General features: G+C 72.8%; 23 protein-coding genes and 3 pseudogenes. 11 read left to right on the forward strand and 15 right to left on the reverse strand.

Features of this window, described 5'->3' with window-relative positions:
• Positions 1 to 314: 314 nt before the first annotated feature.
• Positions 315 to 1,094, reverse strand: coding sequence for a DeoR/GlpR family DNA-binding transcription regulator (locus tag ACZ562_RS30965; RefSeq protein WP_471185843.1), 780 nt, complete (start codon positions 1,092 to 1,094; stop codon positions 315 to 317).
• A 122-nt stretch (positions 1,095 to 1,216) separates the two neighbouring features.
• Between ACZ562_RS30965 and ACZ562_RS30970 the strand changes: the two genes are divergently transcribed.
• Positions 1,217 to 2,098, forward strand: coding sequence for an SIS domain-containing protein (locus ACZ562_RS30970; RefSeq protein ID WP_471185846.1), 882 nt, complete (start codon positions 1,217 to 1,219; stop codon positions 2,096 to 2,098).
• A 29-nt stretch (positions 2,099 to 2,127) separates the two neighbouring features.
• On the forward strand, positions 2,128 to 2,988 hold the full coding sequence (locus ACZ562_RS30975; protein ID WP_471185848.1) for a class II fructose-bisphosphate aldolase: 861 nt from the start codon (positions 2,128 to 2,130) through the stop codon (positions 2,986 to 2,988).
• Here ACZ562_RS30975 and ACZ562_RS30980 read toward each other — a convergent pair whose 3' ends face one another.
• On the reverse strand, positions 2,989 to 4,122 hold the full coding sequence (locus tag ACZ562_RS30980) for a methyltransferase (protein WP_471185849.1): 1,134 nt from the start codon (positions 4,120 to 4,122) through the stop codon (positions 2,989 to 2,991).
• A gap of 154 nt (positions 4,123 to 4,276) precedes the next feature.
• Here ACZ562_RS30980 and ACZ562_RS30985 point away from each other — a divergent pair, with 154 nt between their 5' ends.
• From ACZ562_RS30985 to ACZ562_RS30995, 3 genes are read left to right on the forward strand one after another with little or no spacing between them, the layout of a single operon-like run.
• The gene (locus ACZ562_RS30985) at positions 4,277 to 5,521 is read left to right on the forward strand and encodes an ROK family protein (RefSeq protein WP_471185851.1); all 1,245 of its coding nucleotides are present in this window, start codon (positions 4,277 to 4,279) and stop codon (positions 5,519 to 5,521) included.
• Positions 5,514 to 6,254, forward strand: coding sequence for an NUDIX domain-containing protein (locus tag ACZ562_RS30990; RefSeq protein WP_471185854.1), 741 nt, complete (start codon positions 5,514 to 5,516; stop codon positions 6,252 to 6,254). Before ACZ562_RS30985 ends, ACZ562_RS30990 begins: the two co-directional genes overlap by 8 nt.
• Positions 6,255 to 6,277: 23 nt before the next feature.
• A complete protein-coding gene (locus ACZ562_RS30995) occupies positions 6,278 to 6,733 on the forward strand; it encodes an RpiB/LacA/LacB family sugar-phosphate isomerase (protein WP_471185856.1) in 456 nt (151 codons plus the stop codon).
• 23 nt (positions 6,734 to 6,756) lie between these two features.
• Here ACZ562_RS30995 and ACZ562_RS31000 read toward each other — a convergent pair whose 3' ends face one another.
• From ACZ562_RS31000 to ACZ562_RS31020, 5 genes and pseudogenes are all read right to left on the reverse strand, one after another.
• Positions 6,757 to 6,933, reverse strand: coding sequence for a DUF1272 domain-containing protein (locus tag ACZ562_RS31000; RefSeq protein ID WP_471185858.1), 177 nt, complete (start codon positions 6,931 to 6,933; stop codon positions 6,757 to 6,759).
• Between the two features lie 299 nt (positions 6,934 to 7,232).
• Positions 7,233 to 7,813 (reverse strand): annotated as a pseudogene (locus ACZ562_RS31005) (DUF4865 family protein).
• A gap of 11 nt (positions 7,814 to 7,824) precedes the next feature.
• Positions 7,825 to 8,091: pseudogene (locus tag ACZ562_RS31010) on the reverse strand (TetR family transcriptional regulator C-terminal domain-containing protein); the annotation flags it as partial.
• Between the two features lie 82 nt (positions 8,092 to 8,173).
• Positions 8,174 to 8,746 carry an ATP-binding protein gene (locus ACZ562_RS31015; RefSeq protein ID WP_471185861.1) on the reverse strand — a complete coding sequence of 191 codons (573 nt, stop codon included), beginning with the start codon at positions 8,744 to 8,746 and terminating at the stop codon, positions 8,174 to 8,176.
• 184 nt (positions 8,747 to 8,930) lie between these two features.
• A complete protein-coding gene (locus tag ACZ562_RS31020) occupies positions 8,931 to 9,254 on the reverse strand; it encodes a hypothetical protein (protein WP_471185863.1) in 324 nt (107 codons plus the stop codon).
• Between the two features lie 277 nt (positions 9,255 to 9,531).
• Here ACZ562_RS31020 and cds1 point away from each other — a divergent pair, with 277 nt between their 5' ends.
• Positions 9,532 to 10,656 (forward strand): L-cysteine desulfhydrase Cds1, encoded by a 1,125-nt coding sequence (cds1, locus tag ACZ562_RS31025; RefSeq protein WP_471185866.1) that lies wholly within the window; start codon positions 9,532 to 9,534, stop codon positions 10,654 to 10,656.
• Position 10,657: 1 nt separating this feature from the next.
• Here cds1 and ACZ562_RS31030 read toward each other — a convergent pair whose 3' ends face one another.
• A complete protein-coding gene (locus ACZ562_RS31030; RefSeq protein ID WP_471185868.1) occupies positions 10,658 to 11,131 on the reverse strand; it encodes an SRPBCC family protein in 474 nt (157 codons plus the stop codon).
• A gap of 165 nt (positions 11,132 to 11,296) precedes the next feature.
• Complete coding sequence (locus ACZ562_RS31035) at positions 11,297 to 12,124, reverse strand: DeoR/GlpR family DNA-binding transcription regulator (protein WP_471185871.1); 828 nt, start codon at positions 12,122 to 12,124, stop codon at positions 11,297 to 11,299.
• 290 nt (positions 12,125 to 12,414) lie between these two features.
• On the opposite strand from ACZ562_RS31035, the pseudogene ACZ562_RS31040 reads away from it, so the two are divergent.
• Positions 12,415 to 14,809 (forward strand): annotated as a pseudogene (locus ACZ562_RS31040) (hypothetical protein).
• Here ACZ562_RS31040 and ACZ562_RS31045 read toward each other — a convergent pair.
• From ACZ562_RS31045 to ACZ562_RS31060, 4 genes are all read right to left on the reverse strand, one after another.
• Complete coding sequence (locus tag ACZ562_RS31045; protein ID WP_471185874.1) at positions 14,779 to 17,217, reverse strand: right-handed parallel beta-helix repeat-containing protein; 2,439 nt, start codon at positions 17,215 to 17,217, stop codon at positions 14,779 to 14,781. The pseudogene ACZ562_RS31040 and the gene ACZ562_RS31045 sit on opposite strands and share 31 nt — an antisense overlap.
• 106 nt (positions 17,218 to 17,323) lie before the next feature.
• Complete coding sequence (locus tag ACZ562_RS31050) at positions 17,324 to 17,929, reverse strand: Rv1733c family protein (RefSeq protein ID WP_471185877.1); 606 nt, start codon at positions 17,927 to 17,929, stop codon at positions 17,324 to 17,326.
• Between the two features lie 173 nt (positions 17,930 to 18,102).
• Entirely contained in the window at positions 18,103 to 18,930 is an 828-nt protein-coding gene (locus ACZ562_RS31055) for an MOSC domain-containing protein (protein WP_471185880.1), read from the reverse strand.
• Between the two features lie 42 nt (positions 18,931 to 18,972).
• Entirely contained in the window at positions 18,973 to 19,401 is a 429-nt protein-coding gene (locus ACZ562_RS31060) for a DUF6643 family protein (protein WP_471185883.1), read from the reverse strand.
• A 329-nt stretch (positions 19,402 to 19,730) separates the two neighbouring features.
• On the opposite strand from ACZ562_RS31060, the gene ACZ562_RS31065 reads away from it, so the two are divergent.
• Positions 19,731 to 21,053 carry a TerD family protein gene (locus tag ACZ562_RS31065; protein WP_471185947.1) on the forward strand — a complete coding sequence of 441 codons (1,323 nt, stop codon included), beginning with the start codon at positions 19,731 to 19,733 and terminating at the stop codon, positions 21,051 to 21,053.
• Positions 21,054 to 21,057: 4 nt separating this feature from the next.
• Here the strand turns inward: ACZ562_RS31065 and ACZ562_RS31070 are convergent, their stop codons facing one another.
• Entirely contained in the window at positions 21,058 to 22,236 is a 1,179-nt protein-coding gene (locus ACZ562_RS31070) for a glycosyltransferase (RefSeq protein ID WP_471185885.1), read from the reverse strand.
• A gap of 57 nt (positions 22,237 to 22,293) precedes the next feature.
• Here ACZ562_RS31070 and ACZ562_RS31075 point away from each other — a divergent pair, with 57 nt between their 5' ends.
• Complete coding sequence (locus ACZ562_RS31075; protein ID WP_471185889.1) at positions 22,294 to 23,079, forward strand: glutamate racemase; 786 nt, start codon at positions 22,294 to 22,296, stop codon at positions 23,077 to 23,079.
• A 105-nt stretch (positions 23,080 to 23,184) separates the two neighbouring features.
• On the forward strand, positions 23,185 to 23,730 hold the full coding sequence (locus tag ACZ562_RS31080; protein ID WP_471185891.1) for a hypothetical protein: 546 nt from the start codon (positions 23,185 to 23,187) through the stop codon (positions 23,728 to 23,730).
• 32 nt (positions 23,731 to 23,762) lie between these two features.
• On the opposite strand, the gene ACZ562_RS31085 is transcribed toward ACZ562_RS31080, so the two are convergent.
• Entirely contained in the window at positions 23,763 to 24,752 is a 990-nt protein-coding gene (locus ACZ562_RS31085) for an O-antigen ligase family protein (RefSeq protein WP_471185892.1), read from the reverse strand.
• A 311-nt stretch (positions 24,753 to 25,063) separates the two neighbouring features.
• On the opposite strand from ACZ562_RS31085, the gene lnt reads away from it, so the two are divergent.
• On the forward strand, positions 25,064 to 26,674 hold the full coding sequence (gene lnt / locus ACZ562_RS31090; RefSeq protein ID WP_471185896.1) for an apolipoprotein N-acyltransferase: 1,611 nt from the start codon (positions 25,064 to 25,066) through the stop codon (positions 26,672 to 26,674).
• Positions 26,675 to 26,706: the final 32 nt, after the last annotated feature.

Below are 26,706 nucleotides of genomic sequence, written 5' to 3' on the forward strand. Positions count from 1 at the left end.
CGAAAGCCCACGTACGTCCAGTACGAGGACTTCCGGCCGGCACGCCGAGAGCACGCACCGGACGCCGCTCCTTGACGGGCAAACCTTGGCTGACGCGGCACTAGGACCTGTCGGCCGATCACGGCGGAGACGCGGGGTGTGGCACGCACATCTGCCGCGTTGTCGTCGGTTGCCGACGCTCCACGTCGACGCCCTCCTCCGCCTGGCAGCTGCACGCACCACACCCCGCTCACCGGAACCGACAGGGCCCCGCCGCCTTCCTCCGCCGTGATAGCCCGGACAGGTCCTAGGCGGAATCGGACGCGGGAGCGGGCTCAGACCGTGACGACGCCGATCCCCGCCTCTTCGAAGCGCCGGACCGTGACCGGTGCCGCCGCCGTGTCCGTGACCAGTGTGTTCACCGTCTCGGCCGCGCAGATCCGGGCGAACGCCCGCTGCCCCAGCTTGCTGGAGTCGGCGGCGACCACCACGCGCTCGGCGCGCTCGCACAGCAGCCGGTTGATCGCGGCCTCCGCCTCGTCGTGCGCAGCGGCGCCGTGGGTGACGTCGAAGGCGACGACGCCGAGCACCGCGGTGTCGAGGGTGATCTGGCCGAGCACACCGTCCGCGAGCGGCCCGATGAGCTCGTACGACTGCGGGCGGGCGACCCCGCCGGTCACCACGATCTTGAACTGGGGGCGGACGGCCAGCTCGTTGGCGATGTTGAGCGCGTTGGTGACGACGGTCAGCGCGGGCGAGCCGGATGCCAGGTCGCCTCGCACGGCCAGCGCCCGCGCCACCTCGGTCGTGGTCGTGCCGCCGGTCAGACCCACTGCTTCTCCTGGTGCGATCAGGTCGGCGACCGCCTTCGCGATGCGCTGCTTCTCGGAGGCGTGGCGGGCCGTCTTGTAGCGCAGCGGCAGTTCGTAGGACACGCCGTGCACGACGGCGCCGCCCCGGGTGCGCACGAGCATCTGCTGCTCGGCGAGCTGGTCGAAGTCGCGCCGGATCGTCGCGGCCGAGACCTCCAGCTCGCCGGCCGCCTCCTCGACGTCCAGCCGGCCCCGCTCGACGAGCAGCTCCAGCAGCAGCTTCCAGCGGGCGTCGCGCGACATCCGCGCCCTCCGTTCCTCGATCTCCCGGCGACCTTAGCGCACGCAGTCCGCAGTGAATGCTTGATTGTGCTTGAAAGAACGCTATATCTTGCAAGAAAGAGCATCGATGGGAGGGGTGCGGCATGACCCATGTCGAGGACGAGCTGACCAGTCAGCCCGACTGCTGGATACGGGCCGCGTCGAAGGCGCCCGGGCACGCCGGGGCGCTGCCCTCCCCGGGGGAGCGGGTCGCGATCGTCGGCTGCGGCACCTCGTACTTCATGGCCCGGTCCGCCGCCGCGCTGCGCGAGGGCTGCGGGCAGGGCGAGACGGACGCCTTCGCCGCCTCGGAGTTCCCCCAAGGCCGCCCGTACGACCGGGTCGTCGCCCTCACCCGCTCCGGCACCACCACCGAAGTGCTCGAACTGCTGGGACGGTTGAGGGGCCGCACGCGGACCACCGCCATCACGGCCGACCCCGCGACACCCGTCATGGCAGCCGCCGACGATGTCGTCGTGCTCGACTTCGCCGACGAACGGTCCGTCGTACAGACCCGGTTCGCGACCTCCGCGCTGACCCTGCTCCGCGCCCACCTGGGACTGCACTCCGATGCAGTCGTCGCCGACGCCCGCGCCGGGCTCGCGGCCGAGCTGCCCCAAGGGCTCGTCGACTGCGCGCAGTTCACCTTCCTCGGCCGCGGCTGGACCGTGGGCCTGGCCGACGAGGCGGCGCTGAAGATGCGCGAGGCCTCACTCGCATGGGCCGAGGCCTACCCTGCGATGGAGTACCGGCACGGCCCCATCAGCGTCACCACCCGGGGCACCGCCACCTGGATGCTCGGCGAGGCACCGGAGGGCCTGGCCGAACAGGTGCGCGCCACCGGCGGGGCGTGGGTGGCCGGCGGACTCGACCCGCTCGCCGAACTGGTAAGGGCCCAGCGCCTCGCCGTCGCCGTCGCCGCCGCCCGCGGTCTCGACCCGGACCGGCCGCGCCACCTCACCCGCTCGGTGATCCTCACCCCCTGACACGCCAGGACCTGCCCGAAAGGACAGCAGTGCCCCTCGTGACCACCGGCGAACTCGTCACCCGCGCCGCCACGGCCCGTTCCGCCGTCGCCGCCTTCAACATCATCACCCTGGAACACGTCGAGGCCGTCATCGCCGGTGCCGAATCCGAGGGCGCGCCCGTCGTGCTCCAAGTCAGCGAGAACGCGGTCAGGTTCCGCTACGGACGACTGCTCCCGCTCGCCCGCGCAGCCGCCGCGGCGGCCGAACGGGCCGCCGTCCCCGTCGCGTTGCACCTCGACCACGTACAGAGCGACGACCTGCTGCGGCAGGCGCCGGACGCCGGGTTCAGCTCCGTGATGTACGACGCGGCCCGCCTGCCGTATGCGGAGAACCTCGCCGCGACCCGGCGCGCCGTCGACTGGGCCCATACCCAAGGGCTGTGGACAGAGGGCGAGTTGGGGCAGGTGGGCGGCAAACGCGGCCGGCCGCCGCTCGACGCGCACGCCTGCGGCGCCCGCACCGACCCGGCCGAGGCCCGCGCCTTCGTCGCGGACTCCGGTGTGGACGCCATCGCCGTCGCCGTCGGCAGCACCCACGCCATGACCACGCGTACCGCCGCCCTCGACCACGACCTTCTCAAGCGACTGGCCGCGGCGGTGAACGTGCCGCTCGTCCTGCACGGCTCGTCCGGACTGCCGGACGACGAACTGGTCGCGGCCGTCGCGGGCGGCATCACCAAGGTGAACATCGGCACCGCCCTCAACATCGCCATGACCGGCGCGATCCGGGAGTTCCTCGCCGCCCGCCCCGAGGCGGTCGACTCGCGCATGTACCTGAGTGTGGGGCGGGAGGCGATGGCGGGCGCGGTGGCCCGGATCATCCGGACCGTCGGCCGACCAGCGCCCTGATCACTCCTTTACGGCCTTCAGCACAACGAACTTCGGGTCGCTCGCGACCAGTCGGCTGTTGCCGAACAGTCTTCGCAGCTTCACGTGGTAACCGAGGTGGCGGTTGCCGATCACCCACAGCTCGCCGCCGGGCCGCAGCACCCGCTTCGCCCCGCTGAACATCCGCCACGCCGTCGTGTCGGTCGTCGCCTGGTGCGAGTGGAACGGCGGATTGTTGAGCACCAGATCGACGCTGCCGGACGGCACCCCCGCCAGCCCGTCCCCGACCCGGAACTCGGCGTGCCCCGCCGCGCCGTTCGCCTTGTACGTCGCCTCCGCCGAGGCCACGGCCTGGAACGACTCGTCCACGAACAGCACCTCCGCCCCGGGATCGGCCAGCGCCATCGCCGTACCGACGACCCCGTTGCCGCACCCCAGGTCCGCGACCCGCCGGGCGCCCCGGCCGGCCGGCAGGTGCCGCAGGAAGAACCGGGTGCCGACGTCGAGCCGGTCGGCGCAGAAGACGCCCGCGTGGTTGACGACGGTGCGTCCCGACACCGGGCCGATGCCGTCGGGAAGCGTGTAGCTGTACGGCCACGGGTTGGCGGCCCGCTCCAGAGCGGGGTCCGGCGTGCAGAAGACGAGCCGGGCCTTCCTCTCGGCGAGCGAGGTGCGGGTCGGGCCGAGAATCCGCTCGAACAGCCGGAGCGTCGAGGTGTGGATCTCCTTCACCATCCCGGTGCCGACGACGACCGTGTCCTCGTGCACCGCGGGCGCCAGCCGCAGCAGCTGGTCCTCAAGGAGCGCCAGGCTCTTCGGCACCCGCACCAGCAGGACGTCGACGCGCTCGGGCGGCGGGTCCTGGGTGGTGAGGAGCCGTACGGCACCGGCCTCGACCCCGGCCCGCGCGAGGTTCGCCCGGGTCGCCTCCTGCGCGAGGAACGAGTCGGTGATCTGTACGGGCCGGTGCGTCGCCAGCGCGGTGACGAGGGCGCCCCAGCGGTCCCCGACGACCACGACCGTGCCGGACAGGGAGACCTTCTCCTCGGCGAGGTGCCTGAGCAGGTACTCGTCGGACGCGTCCCAGGCACGCAGCCGGTCGCGCGGGTCCTCGGGGAAGCGGGCCGGCGCGAGCTCGCCCCACGGTGTTGTCATACGGTCGTTCATCGTGCGTCAAGGCTATAGGGCCGGTCCGGCCCCTGGCCGAGCCGCAGCTCAGGACGGTCGGGCAGGATGAGATGCACCGAGACGACGGACCTGGACGGTGGCGGCCGACACGGCACCCGCGGATCATGGGAGACTCACCCTCATGAGCGGCAAGGCGGACCCCCGGCCGGCGGGGGAAGGGACCACCTCGAGGACGCGGTTGGACCGGGGGCGAGGCGCGCTCGGACCCGCGTTGGAGCTCGTGCACACGGGACGCGCGCCGACCCGTGCCGTGCTCACGGCGGAACTCGGGGTGACCCGGGCCACGGCCGGCGCGGTGGCCGCGGAACTGGAGGCGCTCGGGCTGATCCGGGTCGACGCCCGGCCGGGCGCGGCCGCCGGTTCGCAGGGCCGGCCCTCGCACCGGCTCGCTGTCGCCGAGGACGGACCGGTCGTCCTCGCCGCGCAGGTGCACGCCGACGGGTTCCGGGCGGCGCTGGTCGGCCTGGGCGGCCGGATCGTCGCCACCGCACCCGCCCGCGAGACCGTCGACGAAGACCCGGCGAAGGTCCTCGGGTCCGTCGTGGAGGCCGGTGCCGATCTGCTGCGTGCGACCGGGCGGCGGTGCGTGGGCGCAGGGCTCGCCGTGCCGTCCGCGGTCGCCGAGCCGGACGGGCTGGCCCTGAACCCGCTGCACCTGGCCTGGCCGGTGGGCGCCCCGGTGCGGCACAGTTTCGCGGAGTGCGTGCGCGCGGCCGGGATCACCGGACCGGCGTTCGCGGGAAACGATGTCAACCTGGCCGCGCTCGCCGAGCACCGGCACGGCGCGGGCCGCGGTGCCCGGGACCTGCTGTGCGTGGCCACCGGGCATCGGGGTGTGGGCGGTGCGCTGGTCCTTGACGGGCGCCTGCACACGGGCAGTTCGGGCCTGGCCCTCGAAGTCGGCCATGTCACCGTCAACCCCGAGGGCCGTCCCTGTCACTGCGGCAGCCGCGGCTGCCTGGACGTCGAGGCCGATCCGCTGGCGCTTCTGACGACGGCGGGACGTGACCCGGGCCCCGAGATGTCGCTGTTGAAGCAGGCCAACGAACTGATCCGCAGCCACTACGACGACCTGGCCGTCCGCACGGCTGCCGAGACCCTGATCGACCGGCTCGGGCTCGGACTCGCCGGCCTGGTGAACATCCTCAACCCCGACCGCATCATCCTCGGCGGGCTGCACCGCACCCTCCTGGAGGCCGATCCGGACCGCCTGCGAGCGGTCGTCGCCGACCGCAGCCTGTGGGGGCAGAGCGGCGGCGTACCCATCCTGGCGTGCACCCTCGACCACAACAGCCTGGTGGGGGCGGCCGAGTTGGCCTGGCAGCCGGTGCTCGACGATCCGCTGGGGGCGCTGTCCGGTGACTGAACCGCCGTCGAGGGCCAGGGACGTCGAGCTGATCGACGCCGAACGGCTCCGCCTGGTCGAGGTGGCGGCGCCGCCGGTGTCGGCCGAGGAGCGCGCGGCGACGAACCGCGCGTGGGACGAGGCGGTCGAGGCCAACCCGAGCCTCTTCGACGGGCCGGTGGCGGTCTGTGCCGGGCTGGAACGGGAGAGGGCGGGCGGTCTGCTCGTCTCCTGGTCCCGGACGACCTACCGGTACTTCGCCCTGCGCAGGGGGCCGGGCGCCAACCCGCTCCGCTCCCTCTTCGTGAGCGTGGTGCAGCCGTCGGACGACGGAAGCGTGCTGGTGGGTCGGATGTCGTCGTCCACCGCGGCCCCCGGCCGCTGGCAGCTGCCGGGCGGATCCGTCGAACCGCCCGTCGGCCACGGGCCGCTCGACGAGGCCGCGCTGCGCCGTCATGCCGCCGTCGAGCTGGCCGAGGAGACGGGCATCGACACGCCACCCGAAGAACTCACCCGCTGTCTGGTCACCCACGCGGAGAACGGGCAGGTGGGAGTCCACTACCTGGCGCCGAGCAGACCTGCGTCCGTTCTGCGTGAACGCTTCGCGGCGCTGGCGGCCGCGGAGAAGGCACTGGGCCGGGACCCGGAGTTCGACCGGATCGCCCTGATCAGCTCCCCGGCCGAGCTGACGGGCCTCGCCGGTCCGCACGTGGCGTACCTGGAACCCGTCGTCAGCCGGCACACCACCGTGTGAGCCGCCCCGAGTAGGCTCGGAGCATGCGGATCTCCGTCTCCTCCGACATGGACGAGCCCGTCGCCCGCTCCCTCGTCGCCGAGCTGCGTGGCCGCGGCCACGAGGTGGCGGCACACGGGGCGCTCAACCCCGGCGACGACCCCCGGTGGGCCGTGTGCTCGGAGGCGGCGGCCCGCGAGGTCGCCGCCGGGACGGCTGACCAGGCGGTCGTGTGCTGTTGGACCGGCACGGGCGCCTCGATCGCCGCGAACAAGGTGCCGGGTGTCCGCGCGGCCCTGTGTACGGACGCGTACACGGCGGACGGTGCCCGCCGCTGGAACGACGCCAATGTGCTGGCCCTCAGCCTGCGGCTGACGTCCGAGCCGCTGCTGAGGGAGATCCTCGACGCCTGGTTCGCCGCCGAGGCGAGCGAGGACGGCGAGGACCGGGAGAACGTGACACACGTGGGACGCCTGGACGTCGCCAGAACCGTCCCGTGAGCGCACTGCCGCAGCCGCTTCGTTCAGGAGCGTCTCGGCCTCGGGACCAGCTCGCCGCCACAGTTCGGGCAGACGTTCCGCATCCCCTCGCTGCACGGCACGCAGAAAGTGCACTCGTACGAGCAGATACGGGCCGGGGCGCCGGGCGGCAGCGCCGCCGTCTCACAGCGCTCACAGTGGTCGCGCATCTCCAGCGCCATGTCCTCGTCCTCTCCTCGTTCAGGGGTCCGTCGCCCGTCATCTCCCATCCTCTGTCCGCCCGCCACGGCCGAAAGCGTTCGCCGGGTCAAAGATCAGCACGATCGGGCCACGGCTCCCGCGGGTCGACGGGGAAGGCCCTGCCGGGTCGCTCCGTCAGAACCGGCCGCACCAGCTCCTCGCCCAGGGCGAGCGCCGGTCGCGGCCGTACCCTGCGCGCCGGATACGGCAGCCCCGGCTCGCGGTCGACCGAGCGGGCCGCGCAGCCCGTCGAGCCGTCCTGTTGCCGTACGCACGGTGCTCACCACTGGCGCCCCCGCAGCAGCAAGTCCCGCCCAGGAGCGGGCAGGTGCAGCATCTGGAACATGTCACCGTCGGCCTTGGGCGTGTCGTTCTCCCAGAGCGAGAAGTGGACCGGCTCCCAGCGACCGCTGTCGACGGCGGCCGCCGCGAGCACCGCGCCGTCCTGTGCCGCCAGCCGTTCGGTCTCGCGCACGGCGTCCGCCATCACCTCGGACAACTCGCCCCCGTCCGGCACCTGTTGCCGCCGCCGTACCGCAACTCGCGCGGAGGAGCCGCCGCCTCCCTCGTGGGCCAGCCCCGTCCACTGCCGGACCGACGGACGCCCGAAGTCGTCGCTCTGAGCCCCTGGAAGGCGCCTCCCCAGAGGAAGGAGTTCATGCCCTCCATGGTGTTCCACAGGTAGAACGGCGCGTACTGGTTGACCGGCGAGCCGTGCACCCCGCGCTCGCGCAGCAGATACGCCTTGAGGGCGAGGCCCTCCCAGTCGTCGAGCAGGTGCCCGATGCCGGCCACGCGCGCGCGGATGACGTCCGTGTCATAGTCGGCGGGCAGGGTGAGCTCGTACTGCATGGCGTGCATGGGGTTCCTCCTCAGGCGGGTTCGTGGGCGCGCGGTGCGAGCAGGGAGAGCAGCCCCCGGACGCCGCTGTCGAAGACGGCGGGCGAACCGGACGCGCGGGCGAGGACGTAACCGCCCTGGAGGGTCGCGATGACGGTGGCGGCGATCTCCTCGCCGTCCAGCGAGGGCGCGAACTGGCCCTGTTCCTTGCCCTCCTCGACGATCCCGGCGATCCGTTCGCGGATCCAGTCGAGCGTGGCCGTCGCCACCGAGTGAGCCCCGGGCCGGGGGTCAAGGCCGACGGCTGCCGCCCGACAGGCCCGACGTCAAGGGCCCGCCAACCTCATTGGGCTGACGCGCCCCCGAAGGCGAACGACCCATTCAAACAGGAGCACGTTCGGGCCTGCGCAGGTCGACCGCGTGCTCGACCTCCGCGAACCGGCGAACCGGCTTGTCCGTGACCGTGCGTCGCGGCGGCCGCGTGGCCGCGGCGGCCGCCCCGGAGGGCGTCGGCAGCGTGAACCACACGACCTTGCCGGCCTCGCCGTCCGGCCGCACGCCCCAGCTCTCGCTGACCGCCGCGACCATCGCGAGCCCGCGGCCGCCGGTGGCCAGCGTGTCGGAGCCGTCCTTCGCGTGCGTCACACCGTCCGCGACGGACGCGACGGCTGCGAGTTCCACGTTCTCCACGACCGGCAGACGCGGGTCGTGGTCGCGTACCGAGACCATGAGCCGGTCGAGCATCAGCTCGATCTCCACGGTGCACGTCTTGTCCGGCTGGGCATGCCGGTGGACGTTGGTCAGCAGCTCCGTCACACCGAGCGCGGCCCGGTCGATCAGAGGATCCAGATGCCAGTAGCGCAACTGCGCCGATACGATTCTGCGGACCTGGCCGATCCGCGACGGCAGGGCTTGGAGCTCCACCGCGCAGTGCCTGCTTGGGTGACTGATCACGGCTGCGACTCCCCGACTGAAGAGGTCCGGAAGAACACGGAGTACGGATCCAGCAGGATGCTTGCGTGACACTGCCGCCTGCTGTCGTGGCCGGCGAGCTGGTTCGCAGCGTAATCGCCGGTAAACCCAGAGTGACGTGAGAACAGCCTGACGCAGGGGTTGAAACCCCGCAACTCGCGGTCGGTCAGCCGCCGCGCCCGGCTGCCTTGCGTACGGCCTCGATGAACCGGCGTGCCGTGGGCGGGCCCGGCTCGCCCGGTGCCGGGTCGTGATCGCCGAGGGTGAGCAGGTACCACGTGCCGTTGACGTCCGCCAGCGCCCGGTCCTCGGCGGCGAACCACGGCCTGGAGGCACGCACCGTCCGCACCGGCGCGCTGTCGATCTCCCTGCCGTAGCTGGTCAGCAACTCCAGCCTGCCGTCGCTGATCCGGACCTGCCCGGCCCGGGTGAGCGAGCGCAGCCGTTTCCCGATCCGCACGCCCGTGGCCGTGAACTCCGGCTCCGCCATGCCACCCCGCCCCCTTGTGCGCGTCGGTGTACTGGACCTTCGTCCCGTCGCGCAGTCTGCCCGCCGACGAGGTCGAGCACCAGTACGCACGCCTCCCCGGCGGCCGCGGCCCGGAGCATTCGCGCGAATGCGCCCCCACCGGTGCGCCCCTTTCTCCAGGGCGGCCTTTGAGGCGCTCAAAGGCGTGTTTATGCAGGTGAGAAGCGTGCGGAAGCTGTCTATGATCGGTGTGTCGGCCGCGCGCCCGCCGTCGGCGCGAAGCATAAGGAGCCCCGCCGTGAGCACCACCCAGCAGACCAGGACCGGCGCGACCCTCGACGTCGACCACAGCGACGCCGCCTACCGAGGCTGGCTGAAAGAGGCCGTCCGCAGGGTCCAGGCCGACGCCAACCGCTCGGCCGACACGCATCTGCTCCGCTTCCCGCTGCCGGAGAAGTGGGGCATCGACCTGTATCTGAAGGACGAGTCGACCCACCCGACAGGCAGCCTCAAGCACCGGCTCGCCCGCTCCCTCTTCCTCTACGGCCTGTGCAACGGATGGATCCGGCCGGGCCGCCCGGTGATCGAGGCGTCCAGCGGCTCCACCGCCGTCTCCGAGGCCTACTTCGCGAAGCTGATCGGCGTGCCCTTCATCGCGGTCATGCCGCGTACGACCAGCGCCGAGAAGTGCCGCCTGATCGAGTTCCATGGCGGGCAGTGCCACTTCGTGGACGACCCGCGCACGATGTACGAGGCCTCCGCCGCCCTCGCGGCCGACACCGGCGGCCACTACATGGACCAGTTCACCTACGCCGAACGTGCCACGGACTGGCGTGGCAACAACAACATCGCCGAATCCATCTTCCGGCAGCTGGAATTGGAACGGTTTCCGGAGCCCGCGTGGATCGTCGCCACGGCCGGCACCGGCGGCACCTCGGCGACCATCGCGCGCTACGTCCACTACACGCAGCACGACACCCGCATCTGTGTCGCGGATCCGGAGAACTCCTGTTTCTTCGAGGGCTGGACCACCGGCGATCCGGACGTCACGTGCGACTGCGGTTCACGCATCGAGGGCATCGGCCGGCCCCGTATGGAACCGAGCTTCGTCCCCGGGGCCGTCGACCGCATGATGAAGGTGCCGGACGCGGCCAGCGTCGCCGCGGTGCGGGCGCTGGAGCGGGCCATCGGACGCAAGGCGGGCGGCTCCACCGGCACCGGGCTGTGGAGCGCGCTGAAGATCGTCGCCGAGATGGTGGCCGAGGGGCGCCAGGGGAGCGTGGTGACACTGCTGTGCGACCCGGGGGACCGGTACCTCGACAAGTACTATTCGGACGCCTGGCTCGCCGAGCAGGGCCTGGACATCGCGCCGTACGCGGCGGCGATCGAGTCGTTGCTCCAGACGGGGATCTGGCCCGTCTGAGTCACCCTGCGGCCAGCCGCCGGTCCAGCGCCGTCACCGCGTCCCGGAACGACCGGCCGAGGCCCCCGCGCGCGAGCCGCAGCACGAGACGCAGCGGCGCCGTCCCTTCGGCTGTGAAGGGCCACCGCACACGCGTGCCGGTGCCCGCCGGGGCGAGCCGCCACTCCTCGACCGGCGCACGGACGCCCGGCGCGCTGGTCACGTCCACGCGGTAGGTGTACACCTCCGGCTCCTTCGCCGCGAGCACGGTCTCCTCGAACCACGTGCCGCCCCTGAGCCGCACCTCGCGCCGGGCGCCGCCGTCGACGGGCCGAGCGAGTGCCACCGCCGAGAACCACTCGGCCCAGCCGGGCACGTCCACGGCGAGCGCGCGAAAGACGGCGTCGGGGGGAGCGGAGATCTCCCGGGCGAAGACGAGACGCACCGGAGCGGTCTCGACGAACTCGCTTCCCACCGGGCGCAGTCGGCGAGCCATGGACGAATCTCCCTTGCGGCATCCCTGCGGGAGGCGGGCGGTTGGCGGGCAGTACGGGCACGGGCGGCATGGTGCCCGGCGCCCCCACCCTGGTGCCGCGTCAGCCAAGGTTTGTGCGTCGCGACGGGGCGAACCTTGGCTGACACGGTACTAGCTGACGGTCAGTCAGCTGTCTGCACCCTCGCCGGCCTCGCCCGCCACCACCAGCCTCAGATGCTCGGAGATCTCCGTGCGCGCCCCGGCCGGCAGCCCGGCGTCAGTCACCAGCGTGTCGACCTGCTCCAGCGCCGCGAAGGAACTCAGGCCCACCGTGCCCCACTTGGTGTGGTCGGCGACCACCACGACCCGCCGCGCCGACTGCACCAGCCGGCGGTTGGTCTCGGCCTCCGCCAGGTTCGGCGTCGACAGGCCGGCCTCGACCGATATCCCGTGCACGCCGAGGAACAGCAGGTCGAAATGGAGCGCCGCGATCGCCTGGTCGGCCACCGGGCCCACCAGCGAGTCGGACGGGGTGCGCACCCCGCCGGTCAGCACGACCGTGGCCGCCCCCTGGCGGGTGCCCGACGTGCGCTGGGCCGCGTGGAAGACGTCGGCCACCCGAACCGAGTTGGTGACGACGGTGAGGTCCGGCACGTCCACCAGCTGGTGGGCCAGCGCGTACGTCGTCGTACCGCCCGAGAGCGCGATCGCGCTGCCCGGCGTGACCAGCTCGGCCGCCGTCCGCGCGATGTCCTCCTTGGCCGTCAGCTCCAGCCCCGACTTGGCCTCGAAGCCCGGCTCGTGCGTGCTCGCCTCGACCAGCGGAACCGCGCCGCCGTGCACCTTCTCCAGGACGCCCTGACGGGCGAGCGCGTCGAGGTCGCGCCGCACCGTCATGTCCGACACGCCGAGCTTGCGGGTCAGCTCGTTCACACGGACGCCGCCGCGGCGCCGGACCTCGTCCACGATCAGGGCGCGCCGCTGCTCCGCGAGGAGGTTCTGATTCTCACTCACGTACGCTCCGGTCCTTTCGCCTCATGCCGTCCGACACGCCTGCGCACCCCCTCCGACGAGGACATTCTTCCTCACCCCCGGTGCACGGGCGTCCCATCCTCGCACGGCAGGGTACGCGTCGCGTCACCGATCGTGCCGAGGCGCGCATGCCACCACGACAACATCCGTTTCCGGCGTGTCCCACAGATCGGGGAGATTCCGTGACGAGTGGTGTGCGCCATCGCCCGAGCGGAGATCCTTGTGCCCGCACGAACAGATGTCGGCGGAGCGTCACGGGGGAAGTGCGAACAGTGGAAGGCGCGCGGGAACAGGCCTCGACGGGCGGACCGGCCGGCTCCGCCCCGCGGCCGCGGGAAGCGGGATCCGCCCTGGAACTCCTGGTCCACGGCGTGGGCGGCACCACTCCGGAGAAGATGCTCGACGATCCGCGCACCGTGCGGATCACCGGCGACGACACGGCGGCCGTCTTCCGGCGCGCCGAGGACGCCGAGGACACCGATGCGGAGTGCGGAGCGGGGGACCCCGGCGGCAGACCGGTGCCCGAGGCCTACGTCTGGTGCAACCTCACCTCCGGCAACGGCGCCCGCGCGCTGTGGCTGTTGCTGCTGCCGTTCATGGTGGTCAACCTCGCCCACTGGATGCGCCCCACCGCGCGCGGCCGCGGGAGGACGGTCCGGCTGTACGGACTGCTGGTGCGGCTCGCGGGACTGACCCTGACCGTGCTGCTCGTCGCCGCGGCCTGCGAGGTCGCCCTCGACCTGACAGCCTGGCAGTGCGCGGGCACGCCCGCGTGCGCCGAGCGGCACTCCTGGCTGGGCTTCCTGTCACCCCAGCTCTCGGACGAGGGCTGGTGGAGCCGCCCCGGCCGCCGCCTCGCCCTCGCCGCCCTGGTACCGGCCGCGCTCACCGGTCTGCTGTGGTACCTCTCCCACCGCACCTGGAGCGCGTACGAGTCGCAGCAGCCGCTGTCCCGTCGAGCCGGGCCCCACGAGCAGACCGGCGGCACCGCCCTGGGCAGGCCCGGCTTCTGGTACGGCCGCCGCCTGGTGGCGCGGCTGCGCGCCGCCCACACCGCCGCCGGACTGCTCACGGTCGCCGCGGCCGTCGGCTCGGCGGCGGCCCGCTTCGACCGCGGGCCGGGCGGTTCCGGGCTGCTCGGCGCACTGGGTGGGCTCCTGGAAGCGGCGCTGGTCGCCGGCGCGGTGGTCGTGGTGTGGGTGGTCTGCCGCCGCGGCCGCAGCGAGAACCGCCTCGACCAGGAGCTCGACGAACCTCTGGTACGACGGCTGCCGCTCGCCGCCGTCCTCCTGCTCCTGCTCGCCCTGGTGTACGCGGGCTGGGAGCGCCCGGGGTGGGAATCGGCGGGACGGCTGCCGGGCGACATGACCTTCGGCGGCATCGCCCTGGTCCAGGGGCTGCTCGTCGTCGTCCTCGCCGTGGTGGCCCGTCTGCTCCATCGCACGCACCCCGACACCCGCGCCGCGATGCGCGGCCTGGGCGGGCCCGCCGTCGCGATGCTGGCCTGCGCGCTGGGCGGGGTGATGTCCGGCGGAGTGTCGCAGCGCGTGTCCGACTGGCTGGACGGCACGGGGACCTCCATCGCCGGTCCGCCGGTCCTGCTGACCTGGCAGGCGTCCGTGATCCCGCTGCTGCTCGTCGTGCTGCTGGCGCTCTGCGGCCGGTTGGGACGGCGTACCTGGCTCCTGTGCCGGACCGCGCGGGCCGCTGTGGAACGCGACTACGCGGGAGAGCCCAGGGACACGCAGCGCACCCGCCGCATCGCGAGGGCCCGCGCGATGGCCGCTCTCACCGACCGAGGTCCCCTCGTCGTCGCCGTCACCTCCACCACCACGCTGCTCCTGGGCGCAGCGGCGCTCGTGTGCGCCCTGACGACCGACAAGGCGCCCGCGGAGGCGGCCCGGCCCGCCCCCGCCTTCGTCCACGGTGCCGCCGAGACCGCCCAGGCGCTGGGCTCCTGGCTGATCGGGCTCGGCTTCGTCCTGTTCGTCACCTGGGGCCGGCGCGCCTACAAGGACGCCTCCGCGCGTCGCACCATCGGCATCCTGTGGGACGTCGGCACCTTCTGGCCCCGCGCCGCCCACCCCTTCGCGCCGCCCTGCTACGCCGAGCGCGCGGTGCCCGACCTGACCTGGCGGATGGCGAGCTGGACGCGGGCAACCGGGGGACGGCTCGTCATCTCCGGTCACTCCCAGGGCAGCGTGCTGGCCGCCGCGGCCGCGTGGCAGCTGCCGCCGTCGGTCCGCAAAGGGGTTGCGCTGCTGACGTACGGCTCCCCGCTGGAGCGTCTCTACGGCCGCTGGTTCCCGGCCCACTTCGGCCCCGCCGCCCTCAGTTCCCTGCACCACGAGGTCGACTGCTGGCGCAACCTCTACCGGCTCACCGACCCGATCGGCGGGCCGGTCCGTCTGCCCGGCGCCTGTGGCCCCGAGGTGGACCGCGAACCGCTCAAGGACCCGCTGGCCTACGGACGCACCGCGCGGCATCCCCTGCCCGCGCCGGTCCTCGGCCACACCGACTACCAGGCGGACCCGGCCTTCGCCGAGGAACGGGAACGGTTTACTGGCCCGGCTGCGGCCGGGTGTGCCGGGGCCGCGCCACAAGGTGGTTCCCGGCGCGGTTCCGGACGGGGAGGCTCAGGGCGAGTCGGGTAGGTCCTCGGCGTAGAGCAGCGTCAGATCGTCCGTGCTCGGGTCGTCGAACTGGGCGACCCGGCTCGCGTGCCGCTCGACCATCGCCTCGAAGGTCTGACGCGCGGTGCGGCCGTTGCCGAACGCGGGGCCCTTGGGAATCGCCGTGAAGTACTTCAGGAGGGCCTCCGAGGCTCCCGGCGCCAGCAGGTACTCGTGCTCCTCGGCCTGCTGCTCCACGATCCGCAGGAGTTCCCCCGGGCCGTAGTCGCTGAACGTGATGGTCCGTGAGAAGCGGGACGCCACACCCGGGTTGACGGAGAGGAACCGCTCCATCTCGGCCGTGTAGCCCGCCACGATCACCACGACCGCGTCCCGGTGGTCCTCCATCAGCTTCACGAGCGTGTCGATGGCCTCCTTGCCGAAGTCGCGGCCGGAGTCCTCGGGCGAGAGCGCGTACGCCTCGTCGATGAACAGCACACCGCCGCGCGCCCGGTCGAAGGCCTCCTGGGTGCGGATCGCGGTGGAGCCGATGTGCTCGCCGACCAGGTCGACGCGGGACACCTCGACGAGATGCCCCTTCTCCAGCACACCGAGCGAGGCGAGAATCTCGCCGTAGAGGCGGGCGACCGTCGTCTTGCCGGTGCCGGGGGAGCCGGTGAAGACCAGGTGGCGCTTGACCGAGGCCGCCTTGAGGCCGGCCTGCTGCCGGCGCCGGCCCACCTCGATCATGTCGGTCAGCGCCCGCACCTCGCGCTTCACGCTGCCCAGGCCCACCAGGGCGTCCAGCTCACCGAGGACGGCCTTCGAGGTGCGTGCCGGCTTCTCCGGCTCCACGGCCGTGACAAGCGGCTCCTGCTCGGTGGTGCGCTGCCCGGGGATCGCACCCAGCAGACCGGGGGACTGGGCCGCCGTCTCCACGGCTGTCTCTCGCGCCGTCGGCGGGCGCAGGCCCCCGCTCTCGTCGCTCGTGCAGTCCTCGACGACGGGGCCCGCGCCGGACGCGCCGTCGGGGCCGGCGTCCGCGAACTCGTACCCACCGCGCGCGCACCGCTCCGTACGGCACTTCTTCAGCGTGGAGCGGCAGCCGTCGAGGACATGGAAGCCGTACCCGCCGCTGCCCGTCACCCGGCAGCCGACGAAGCTGCCGCGACCGCCTGCCGAGACGTAGAAGCCGGCTTCGGCGGGGGAGTCCACCGTGCAGCGCTCCATCGTCGGGTCGGCGCCCTTCGTGACGATCACGCCGGTCTGTGTGCCGTCCAGGGTGCAGTTGCTGAGGGTGCCGCCACTGCCGTGGTCGCGGAACCAGGCACCCGTCGCCGCGTCCCGGATGCGGCAGTCGTCGAGCTGCGCCGTGGCACCGTCGCTCACCGACACCGCCGTGTTGCGCACCTGGGAGATGTCGCTGTCGACGACATCGGCGCGCGAGCCGCGGTCGAGGACGAACAGGGCGTCCGGCACGTCGTGCACCCGGCAGGAGTCGAGCACCGCGGTGGCGCCGTCGCTGACCCAGACGGCGGGGTAGTCGCCGGTGCTGTCGAAGATCTCGCACTGGTTGGCGTCCACGCGCGTACCGGGATCCCACACCGACAGCCCGTTGCGCCCGAACTGACGCACCGTGGTCCGGGTCAGGGTGAGCACCGAGCGCGACCGCAGGTCGACCGCGTTCTCCGGGATGTCGTGGATGCGGCAGTCGGCGAGCGTGAGTACGGCGTCGGTGTCGAGCGTGACGCCGTCGGCGGTGGTGCGGTGCACATCGCAGTCGGTGAGGTGGGCCGTGGCCCGGCCCGTGACCTGGACGCCGCTGCCGCGGACCTCGTAGATCTCGCAACCCACCGCTTCCAGCGCGGAGTTCTCCCCCGTCGCCGTCATGCCCGCGCCCGACGTGTGGTGGATGCGGCAGCGCTCCAGACGGGGGTGCGCGCCGCCGCGCACCGCGACGCCCGACTGGCCGGCCGCGACGACCTCGCACTCCTCGAACACCCCGCCCCCGCCGTCGAGTACGGCGATGCCGATGCCGGCCGGATTGTCGACGGTGCAGCGCCTGAGAGTCGGCCGGGCACCGCCGCGCACCTCGATCCCCGCCGCGGACCGCGTGACGATCCTGACGTCAAGGAGTTCCGGTGTGCCCTCCTCCACCAGCAGGGCCGGGGCGGCCGCGTCCTGGCCCTCCACATGCAGGTCCTGGACCACCGCCGAGGCGCACACGGTCAGCGGCACTCCGTCGACGGGCGCGATGCGCACGGAGCCGGGGGAGCCCTCGGGGCCCCGCAGGGTCACCGCCCGCTGGACGACGAGGTTCTCCCGATAGGTGCCCGGGGCGACGGTGAGCACGTCACCGTCGGCCGCGGCCTCCAGGGCGGCGGCGAGCGATGCGTACTCACCCGTGCGGCGGCGCCACCGCGATGTGCCGGTGTGCGTCACCTGGACCGTGCCCTGTGCCATGGCGTTGCTGTGCCCCCACCTCGTGGTACGCGGGTTGATGCCGAATGGTTCGCCGGTCCACCGTAGCGTGCGCGCGAGCGGTGGGTTGACCAGAGCCGGAAGGCCGTCAGCTGCCGGTGCCGGTCCTGCCCCAGTCCGGGCCCGCCCGGTCCCACGCCTGGTCCCAACGGGCATACCGGCGGCGGACCATGCGCCACACGACCAGCCGTCTGCCGCCTTCGACGAGGGCCGCGGCCAGCAGCGCCGTCCCGAACCCGGCGAGGACGGCATGGGTCGTCGCCGTCGCGGAGTCGAGCGGCCGGGCCACCACGCCGCCGTGCCGGTCCGTCCATATCGTGAAGTGGTCGCCGCGGTGCGGCGTCTTGAGGTGGGCCATGACCGTGCCGTGCCGCTCGGTGCCGTCCGGTGCGGTCCAGTCGGCGAGGACGCGGCTGCGGGCGTCCCGCCCGGAGGACGTCTCGGGGTCGGCCTCCAGGGGGGACCGGTCCAGCTCGCGGTCCACGGTGGCCGTCACCTGTTGGCGGGACTGGCGCTGGTCCTGGACGGACCGATGCAGGGCGTCCTGGGCGATGCCCCCGACGAGGGAACCCGTCACGGGCGCGACGAGAAGGATCAGCAGCAGGGACGCCAGGGCGACCCAGGCCTCGGCCATATCGGTCGCACGGCGCAGCGGATTGTGCCGCCAGCGCCAGAGCCCGCTGATCGCTCGCACCGATCCGCACCCCCTTCCCGCTCCGTGACACCCCTCGGCGGAGCCGTTCACGCGCGGGCCCGGTCAAGGAAAGAGCGAAATCACCTGACCGGGACCTGCCGTGGACTTCTCACGGGATCCCAACGCGCGAGCCCTCGTTCACAGTTCCCGACCCGGGCCCTCAAGGATCCTTCTCAGTCGAGGATCCTGACCGGGTCGCCGACCCGGACCGTGCCGGGGGTCTGCGGGACGAGGTTCTGTCCGAAGACGAGCTTGCCGTCGAAGCGGCGGTGGCGTCCCAGGGTCCGCAGGGGCTCCTTGCCGCGCTCGGCGGTGGCCTGGTCGGTCGTCGTCACGACGCATCGCCCGCACATCTTGGCGACGCGGAAGGTGACCTCGCCGACGGCGATGTGCGACCAGTCGTCCTCGGCCCAGGCGGCGGTGCCGGCCACGACCAGGTTCGGCCGGAAACGGTTCATCGGCAGCGGGCCCTCGTCCGGGCGGTCGCCCTGCGCGATCAGGGAGTTGAGGGCGTCGAGGGAGGCCACGGTGGTGAGCAGCAGCGGGAAGCCGTCGGCGAAGGACACCGTCTCGCCGGGCAGCGCGTACTCCGGATCGACGGGGCGGCGCGTGGCGGGGTCGTCCATGTGCACGAGGCGTACGCCGGCTCCGACGTACTCGCTGCACCAGGCGTGCGCGACGGTGCCCTCGGCAGGCACCCCCTCGACCTTGTCGCGGAAGATCTCCACCGGCACGGTGTTCAGCGGCCGCGGAACGGGCACGGTGAGCGGTTCCATGCCCGGTGCGGACAGACGAAGGCCGCCGCCGGGCAGGAGCTCGGCGGCGGCCAGCGCCAGGTGCGGTTGCTGGCGTTGCGTGACGACCTTTCCCCCGTCGTCGATCAGCACCCAGCGTCGGTCTCCGGCCAGCCCCCAGGGTTCCACGACGGCCTCCCGGGGCGCCAGGCCCCGGAACGCCTTGACCGGATGTACGTGAATCGACAGCAGTTGCACATTGCCCATGGGGCCATCGTGCCAGGCGGCGCCGACAGCCCGGAGGGCGGATCAGTAGCCGCGGTACTGCTGGTTGTTGTACGGGTCGTGGTAGGGCGCCGGGCCCGGGCGGGGAGCCGCGGGACGCATCGCCTCGTAGCCCATGCCCGGACCCGCCTGGCGGGGCTGCTGCGGCTGCGGGCCGGGGTATCCGCGCGGCGCGGCGGCCTGCTGGGGGATGTAAGCCGTGGGCGCCTGTTGCAGCGGAGCGACGTGCTGCATCTGCGGGTAGCCGTAGGAGGGTTGGGACGGGGCCGGGAGGGCGGGGAGCGCCGACGGCAGCGCGGGCAGATAGCTGCTCGGCATGTCGTACGCCGCGGGGACCCGGATCGGGGCGATCTGCGGGGTGCCCCGCTCGGCCACGAGCGAGTCGTAGATCGGAGTGTCCGGGAAGGAGGCGGAGTAGTAGCCGCCGCCATAAGTGGAGCGGGGGGAGGTCATGGCACATAAGTTAAGCCCACGATGTGCTGGTTGGGGAGACCGATAAGAGGGTTGTTTTTTGTGTCCCGAGTGACGCGGGATCCCCAATGCGAGCGAACTTGGCAAAAAAGGGCACCGATCGGTGTGTGGAGCGTGTAAAGGCTTGGTTCCCGACGGGTCACCCCTGGTCGACCTCCCGTCTCTCCTGTTCTCTCCTGTCTCCCTCTGTGCCTTTCTGTGCCTCTCAGGGAGTTCAGTGTCCCTGGGAATAGGTTGGCCCTACGGAGAAACCGAAGGAAGTGCCGGGGCGCGGTACGGCCCGGTGACACGCGAAGGGGGCGGACATGTCAATGCCGAAAGGATCCAATGCTCCGGTGCCGGCGGCGGCGCTGCGGGTCGAGCTGGGCTGGCGTGCCGGGCCGGGCGTGCCCGACGCCGACGCCTCGGCGCTGCTGCTGGTCGGAGGGAAGGTCCGCTCCGACAGCGACTTCGTCTTCTACAACCAGCCGGTGCACGCCTCCGGTTCGGTCCGGCACGAGGGCAAGCGGGTCGAAGGCGGCCGGGTGACCGACACCCTCCTCGTCGACCTCGCGCGCGTGGAGCCCGCGATCGAGACCGTGGTCCTCGCCGCCTCCGCGGACGGCGGAACCTTCGCGCAGATCCCGGAGCTGTACATCGAGGTCCGGGACGCGGCGAGGGGGACCGTGGCCGCTCGTTTCGACAGCACGGGCGCCACGGTGGAAACGGCCTTCGTGCTCGGCGAGTTCTACCGCCGCCAGGGTGCCTGGAAGTTCAGGGCCGTGGGCCAGGGTTACGGCAGCGGTCTGGAGGGGCTGGCCACGGACTTCGGGATCACGGTGGACGAACCGCAGCACACCGCAACCGCCGCGGCTCCCGCCCCGCCGCCCGCTCCTCCGGTGACCGTGCGTCCGCCGGCTCCTCCGGTCACCGTGCCGCCGCCGGTGGCACCGCCCGTCACCATGCCACCGCCCGTGGCACCTCCGCCCCCGCCGCCCTCGGCCCCCGCGACCCCGGTCCGGCTGACCAAGGTGACGCTCACCAAGGCGACGCCCTCCGTGTCGCTGACCAAGCAGGGTGGCGCCTCGGGGGCCCTGCGCGTGAACCTCAACTGGGAGGTGCGCAAACAGTTCTCGGGATGGGGCAGCAAGCGCGGCCGCGCCGTCGCCATGCACGCGGACCTCGACCTCGACCTGTGCGCCCTGTACGAGCTCACCGACGGCCGCAAGGGGGTCGTACAGGCACTCGGCAACGCCTTCGGTTCCCTGCACCAGCCCCCGTACATCCACCTCGACGGGGACGACCGTACCGGAGCCGCGGCAAGCGGCGAGAACCTCACCGTCAACCTCGACCACAGGCAGGCGTTCCGGCGCATCCTCGTCTTCGTGACCATCTACGAAGGGGCGCGTTCCTTCGCCGACCTGCACGCCACGGTCACGCTTCAGCCGCAGTACGGCGCCCCGGTCGACTTCTCGCTTGACGAGTGCACGATCCCCTCCACGGTCTGCGCGCTCGCCCTGATCACCAACACCGGCGGCGATCTGGTCGTCCAGCGAGAGGCGCGGTACCTCGTTCCCGAGCGCGGAGTGAGCCCGCAGCGGACCGTCGACCACGCCTACGGGTGGGGCATGAACTGGACTCCCGGCAGGAAGTGAGCGCTCAGGGCTCGTCGCCGACGACGGCGTCGGGACGTGCGTAGGTGCGGCCCTTCCAGGCCGCGCCGCGCCCCCTGTAGTGCTGCACCGCGGAATCGACCGTCATGAGGAGGTACAGGAACGCCGTGAACGGCAGCAGCGGGGCGAGCCACAGCGGCTGACGGCAGTAACGGAGCATCGGAACGTACGTCGCCGTCATCACGAGCCACGCGAGACCTCCGGCGACGGCTGCCGCCGCAGTCCCCGTGATCACGCCGGCCACCCCGGCCACCGGCGGTACCAGGTAGACGAGCGTGAGCCCGGCGGCCGTTCCGGCCAGCAGCAGGGGGTTGTGCCGCAATTGCGCGTACGCGCTGCGCGACACCATCCGCCACAGGTCGTGCAGCCGTGGATACGGGCGCACGCTGTCCACGCGCTCGGCGAGGCCCAGCCAGATGCGGCCCCCGCCGGCTTTGACGGCCCGTGCGAGCGCCACGTCGTCGATGACGGAATGCCGGATCGCGTCCGGGATCCGCGCCCGCTCTGCGGCTTCGGCGCGCAGCAGCACACAGCCGCCCGCGGCGGCCGCCGTGCGCGCTCCCCTCCTGCCGATCCGGCGGAACGGATAGAGCTGGGCGAAGAAGTAGACGAACGCCGGCACGACCAGCCGCTCCCACATGCTCTCCACCCGCAGCCGGGCCATCTGCGAGACGACGTCGAAGCCTCCGGTGCGCGCCGCGGCCACAAGTTGCCGCAGACTGTCCGGCGCGTGAGCGATGTCGGCGTCCGTCAGCAAGAGGTACTCGGGCGCACGCGCGCGTGCCAGGCCGATGCCGTGACGCACCGCCCAGAGCTTTCCGGTCCATCCTGCGGGCGGCTCGCCGGGCGAGTCCACGGTCAGCGGCAGCCCGCCGTGGCGCCGCGCGAGCTCGTACGCCAGCTCCCCGGTGCCGTCCGAACTGCCGTCGTCGACGAGGAAGACCTCCGCCCGCCCCGGATAGTCCTGGGCGAGGAGTGACGGCAGACTGGCGGGCAGGACCGCCGCCTCGTCGCGCGCCGGTACGACGACGCAGACGGACGGCCACTCCCGCGGTTCCCTCCGGGGCGGCAGCCTGACGTCCGTGCGCCAGAAGAAGCCCTGACCGAGCAGCAGCCACAGCCAGGCGGCGAGTGATCCGGCGGCGGTCCACACGATCGCGCTCACGAGCGCAGTCTGCCCCACCGGACCGGTCCGTAAGGGCCCATCGTCTATCGTGGCCGCGTGAAGATCGCGCTCATGGACTCCGGAATCGGTCTGCTGGCGGCCACCGCCGCCGTACGGCGCCTGCGACCCGACGCCGATCTCGTACTCTCCCTGGACCCTGACGGCATGCCCTGGGGACCGCGGACTCCGGAGGACCTGACCGGGCGCGCCCTGGCCGTCGCCGAGGCCGCCGCGGCGCACCGGCCCGACGCCCTGATCGTCGGCTGCAACACCGCGACCGTGCACGCCCTGCCGGCCCTGCGCGCCCGCCTCGAACCCGCTCTGCCGGTCATCGGCACGGTCCCGGCGATCAAGCCGGCCGCGGCGGGCGGCGGCCCCGTCGCGATCTGGGCGACGCCCGCGACCACCGGCAGCCAGTACCAGCGGGGCCTCATAGACGAGTTCGCCGACGGGGTGCCGGTCACCGAGGTGCCGTGCCACGGCCTCGCCGAGGCGGTGGAGCACGCGGACCAGGCGGCCATCGACGCCGCCGTCGCCGCGGCGGCCGTACTGACCCCCGAGAACGTGACGACCGTGGTCCTGGGCTGCACCCATTACGAGCTGGTCGCCGAGCGCATCCGCGCCGCCGTGCAGCGCCCCGGCTTCCCGCCGCTCGTCCTGCACGGCTCGGCGGGGGCCGTCGCCACGCAGGCGTTGCGCCGGCTGGGTGAGCAGCCCGCCCCTCGGGCCGCGGCCGACGGGACGCTGACCGTTCTGCTGAGCGGACGCGAAGGCGCGCTGCCGGCGCCTGCCCTGACCTACGAGGAAGGGCGGCTCCTCCAGGCGGTCACCCCCGCCCGGTGACCGACGGCCCCGGACCGGAGGCTCCCGGTCCGCCGCGCCCGCCCGGGCGCGGTCACCGTGCGCGACGCGGTACACGCGCAGCGAAAGCTGAGTAATCTCATAGCCATGAGGGACCACGTCCACCGCGGGCACGGCCCGCACCCCGACGTCTGGACCGGACGCGCCACCAACCGGTTCCAGTGGCTGCTGGCGCTCGTCGGCGCCGCCTGCATGGCGCTGGGCATCGAGCTGGCCGTCGACTCCGCCTGGACGTCCGGCGTCGCCCCGCTCGTCATGGCCGTCGTCGGCTGCATCGCGGCCGGCCTCCTGGTCCTCTGCGGCACCCTCGCCTTCGTGCACGTCGCCCTGAAGGTCGACAAGGACTGCCTCGAAGTGCGCTGCGGCCACATCGGTGTGCCGCGCCGCCGCATCCCGCTGGCGCACGTCGCCGGCGCCGAGTTCGTCGCGCACGTCACCCCGCGCCACTGGGGCGGCTGGGGCTACCGCTGGCGGCCCGAGAAGGGCACCGCGGTCGTGGTCCGCCGCGGCGAGGGCCTGATGCTGCGCCTGTGGGACGGGCACACGTTCACGATCACCGTTGACGACGCGGAGGCCGCCGTACGCGTCATCAAGGACCGCCTGCGGCCGACCACGCCCAGCACACAGCGCTGACGTTCACGCGCAGGCTGCAGAGTGCCCGCCGGTCACCGCAGGGCCGGCGACCCCGCCCGCGTCCGCGCCGGCTCCTCGGCGAGGGAGCGCGCTGTGGCCAGGCCCGCCAGCAGTCCCGCGCCCGCCGACACCGTGGTGAAGCTCAGCGCGTTGCCGACAGTGGCGATCGCCGCCAGTACCGTCAGGGCCGCGCCCGCGGTGAGCGCCACCGGTGTGGGACGCCGCGACCGCCACAGCGCGTACAGCACCCAGCAGAAGGCGGCCGCCAGCAGGACCACTCCGACGACGCCCTGTTCGGCGGCCTGCTGCAACGCGGCCGAGTGCGGTCTGCCGTCCGTGGGCGCTGTCCCGTTCGCCGTCGGGCTGAGCTCCGCGAAGCGGCCCGGTCCCACGCCGAGGGCGGCGTCCCGGTGCGCCATGTGCAGGGCGTCCCGCCACAGCGCGACCCGGTGCTGTGTCAGCCGGCCCTCCAGGGACACGAAGAGCCCGCCCGGCACCGCTCGTGCGGCGACCGCCCAGGTCAGGCCGGTCACCAGGGCGGCGGCGGAAGCCAGCCCGGCGATGCCCACGCCACGGCGGCGTACGCGGCCCGCGGCCAGGGAGGACAGCAGCACCGAGGTGCAGGCGACGAATCCGGTGACCGAGCCGAGGACGGCCGCGGTCACCGCCGTCCCCGCCGCCAGGGCGCGCAGGACGAGCCGCAGGCTCGGGACCCCGGTGGCCCAGGCGGCACAGCATGCCGCGCCGGCGGCCAGGGTCAGCAGGGCGGCGGTGGCACCGGCGTGCCCCATCGGCACGACGAGCTGGGGCTCAGGGGTGAGACGCGGGAGAGCGACCGCGGTCCCGAGCCCGGCCAGGGCCCCGGCGCAGGGCGCCGCGACCGGCAGGAGCGCTCCGCAGATCCGCCCGGCCGCATAACCGGCGGACACGGCCAGCACCGCGAGCAGCACGCCCTCGGGGCGGCCGTCGTGCACGGCCGCCGTGATCAGGGACCAGGTGGCACAGGCCCCGAGCACCACCATGCCCGTCGCGTCAGAAACGTTTCGTCTGTCGCCGTCCTCATGCCGGCCGGCCACAGAAGTCATGCCCCTGGAACCCAACCCGCTCCCCCCGAACCCGGTCCCCCGACCCTGTGACGGCCCCGGCCGCCCGGGCTCATGGTTTCGGGCAGTACGACTGGGGCTCCGGCACACCGTAACGGCTGATGGACGGATTGTGGATGAGTCGGACCGGGTTGAGCAGGAACGATGTGGCAGGTGTGAGGCGGTCGGTCGGCGCGCCTGCCCCGTGGACCGCGCTTCGGCGCCGAGGTCACCCGCCGTACACTCCCGGAGTGACCGTCACCGCAACCACCGTGGGCGAATCGGACCAGCTGGAGCCGCAGAACGTGCCCGCATCGCGCAGGGCGCGGCTCGTGCGCCTCGTCCCGGCCGCCGTCGCGGCGCTCTCCGGAGTGCTGCTCTACGTCAGTTTCCCGCCGCGCACCCTGTGGTGGCTGGCCCTGCCGGCCTTCGCCGTCTTCGGGTGGGTGCTGCGCGGCCGCGGCTGGAAGGCGGGTCTCGGTCTCGGCTACCTCTTCGGGCTGGGCTTCCTGCTGCCGCTGCTGGTGTGGACCGGCGTGGAGGTCGGTTCCGGCCCCTGGCTCGCGCTGGTCGCGGTGGAGGCGGTCTTCGTCGCGCTGGTGGGTGCGGGCATCGCCACGGTGTCGAAGCTGCCCGGCTGGCCGGTGTGGGCGGCCGCGGTGTGGATCGCCGGCGAGGCGGCACGCGCACGTGCGCCCTTCAACGGCTTCCCCTGGGGCAAGATCGCCTTCGGCCAGGCCGACGGCGTCTTCCTGCCGCTCGCCGCCGTGGGCGGCACCCCGGTGCTCGGCTTCGCGGTCGTCCTGTGCGGCTTCGGCCTGTACGAGATCGTCCGTCTGGCCGTGGAGGGGCGCCGTACCCGTGCCGTACGGCGGTCGGCCGCCGCCGTGGCCCTGCTGAGTGTGGCCGTACCGGTGGCGGGTGCCGTGGCCGCGCGTCCGCTGGTCAGTGACAACGCCGAGGACGGCACCGTGACCGTCGCGGTCGTCCAGGGCAACGTGCCCCGCGCCGGTCTGGATTTCAACGCCCAGCGGCGGGCCGTGCTCGACCACCACGCGCGCGAGACGGAACGACTGGCCGCCGAGGTCAAGGCGGGCAAGGCCGCCCGCCCCGACATCGTGCTGTGGCCGGAGAACTCCTCCGACATCGACCCGTTCGCCAATGCCGACGCGTACGCGGTCATCGACCGGGCCGCCAAGGCGATCGGCGCGCCCGTCTCGGTCGGCGGCGTCGTCGAGAAGGACGGCAAGCTCTTCAACGAGCAGATCCTGTGGGACCCGGTCAAGGGGCCCACGGACACATACGACAAGCGGCAGATCCAGCCGTTCGGTGAGTACCTCCCGCTGCGCTCCCTGCTCGGGGCGATCAACAAGAACTGGACCTCGATGGTCCGCCAGGACTTCAGCCGGGGCCGCGAGCCGGGCGTGTTCGACATGGACGGCGCCGAGGTCGGCCTCGTCACCTGCTATGAGGCCGCCTTCGACTGGGCCGTACGCTCCGAGGTCACCGACGGCGCGCAGATGATCTCCGTGCCGAGCAACAACGCGACCTTCGACCGGAGCGAGATGACCTACCAGCAGCTCGCCATGTCCCGTGTCCGCGCCGTCGAGCACAGCCGCACCGTCACGGTGCCGGTGACCAGCGGCGTCAGCGCGATCATCATGCCGGACGGGAAGATCACGCAGAGGACCGGCATGTTCGTGGCCGACTCGCTGGTCCGGAAGGTGCCGCTGCGGTCCTCCCGGACACCGGCCACGCGGCTCGGGATCCTGCCGGAGATCGCCCTGGTGCTGGTTGCGGCAGGCGGGCTCGGCTGGGCGATCGGTGCCGGAGTGCGCGGGCGGCGCACCGGTGACGTGTAGACATACGCCGGTCGCGCACCCCTTTGAACGTG

Source organism: Streptomyces sp. NPDC040410, from assembly GCF_055595715.1.

Coding starts and splice junctions, on each gene's coding strand:
- ACZ562_RS30965 (WP_471185843.1), bottom strand. CDS start 1,094: ATGTCGCGCGACGCCCGCTGGAAGCTGCTGCTGGAGCTGCTCGTCGAG.
- ACZ562_RS30995 (WP_471185856.1), top strand. CDS start 6,278: ATGCGGATCTCCGTCTCCTCCGACATGGACGAGCCCGTCGCCCGCTCC.
- ACZ562_RS31080 (WP_471185891.1), top strand. CDS start 23,185: ATGAGGGACCACGTCCACCGCGGGCACGGCCCGCACCCCGACGTCTGG.
- ACZ562_RS31020 (WP_471185863.1), bottom strand. CDS start 9,254: ATGGCGGAGCCGGAGTTCACGGCCACGGGCGTGCGGATCGGGAAACGG.
- ACZ562_RS30970 (WP_471185846.1), top strand. CDS start 1,217: ATGACCCATGTCGAGGACGAGCTGACCAGTCAGCCCGACTGCTGGATA.
- ACZ562_RS31085 (WP_471185892.1), bottom strand. CDS start 24,752: ATGGTGGTGCTCGGGGCCTGTGCCACCTGGTCCCTGATCACGGCGGCC.
- ACZ562_RS31000 (WP_471185858.1), bottom strand. CDS start 6,933: ATGGCGCTGGAGATGCGCGACCACTGTGAGCGCTGTGAGACGGCGGCG.
- ACZ562_RS31065 (WP_471185947.1), top strand. CDS start 19,731: ATGCCGAAAGGATCCAATGCTCCGGTGCCGGCGGCGGCGCTGCGGGTC.
- ACZ562_RS31055 (WP_471185880.1), bottom strand. CDS start 18,930: ATGGGCAATGTGCAACTGCTGTCGATTCACGTACATCCGGTCAAGGCG.
- ACZ562_RS30985 (WP_471185851.1), top strand. CDS start 4,277: ATGAGCGGCAAGGCGGACCCCCGGCCGGCGGGGGAAGGGACCACCTCG.
- ACZ562_RS31045 (WP_471185874.1), bottom strand. CDS start 17,217: ATGGCACAGGGCACGGTCCAGGTGACGCACACCGGCACATCGCGGTGG.
- ACZ562_RS31030 (WP_471185868.1), bottom strand. CDS start 11,131: ATGGCTCGCCGACTGCGCCCGGTGGGAAGCGAGTTCGTCGAGACCGCT.
- ACZ562_RS30980 (WP_471185849.1), bottom strand. CDS start 4,122: ATGACAACACCGTGGGGCGAGCTCGCGCCGGCCCGCTTCCCCGAGGAC.
- ACZ562_RS31060 (WP_471185883.1), bottom strand. CDS start 19,401: ATGACCTCCCCCCGCTCCACTTATGGCGGCGGCTACTACTCCGCCTCC.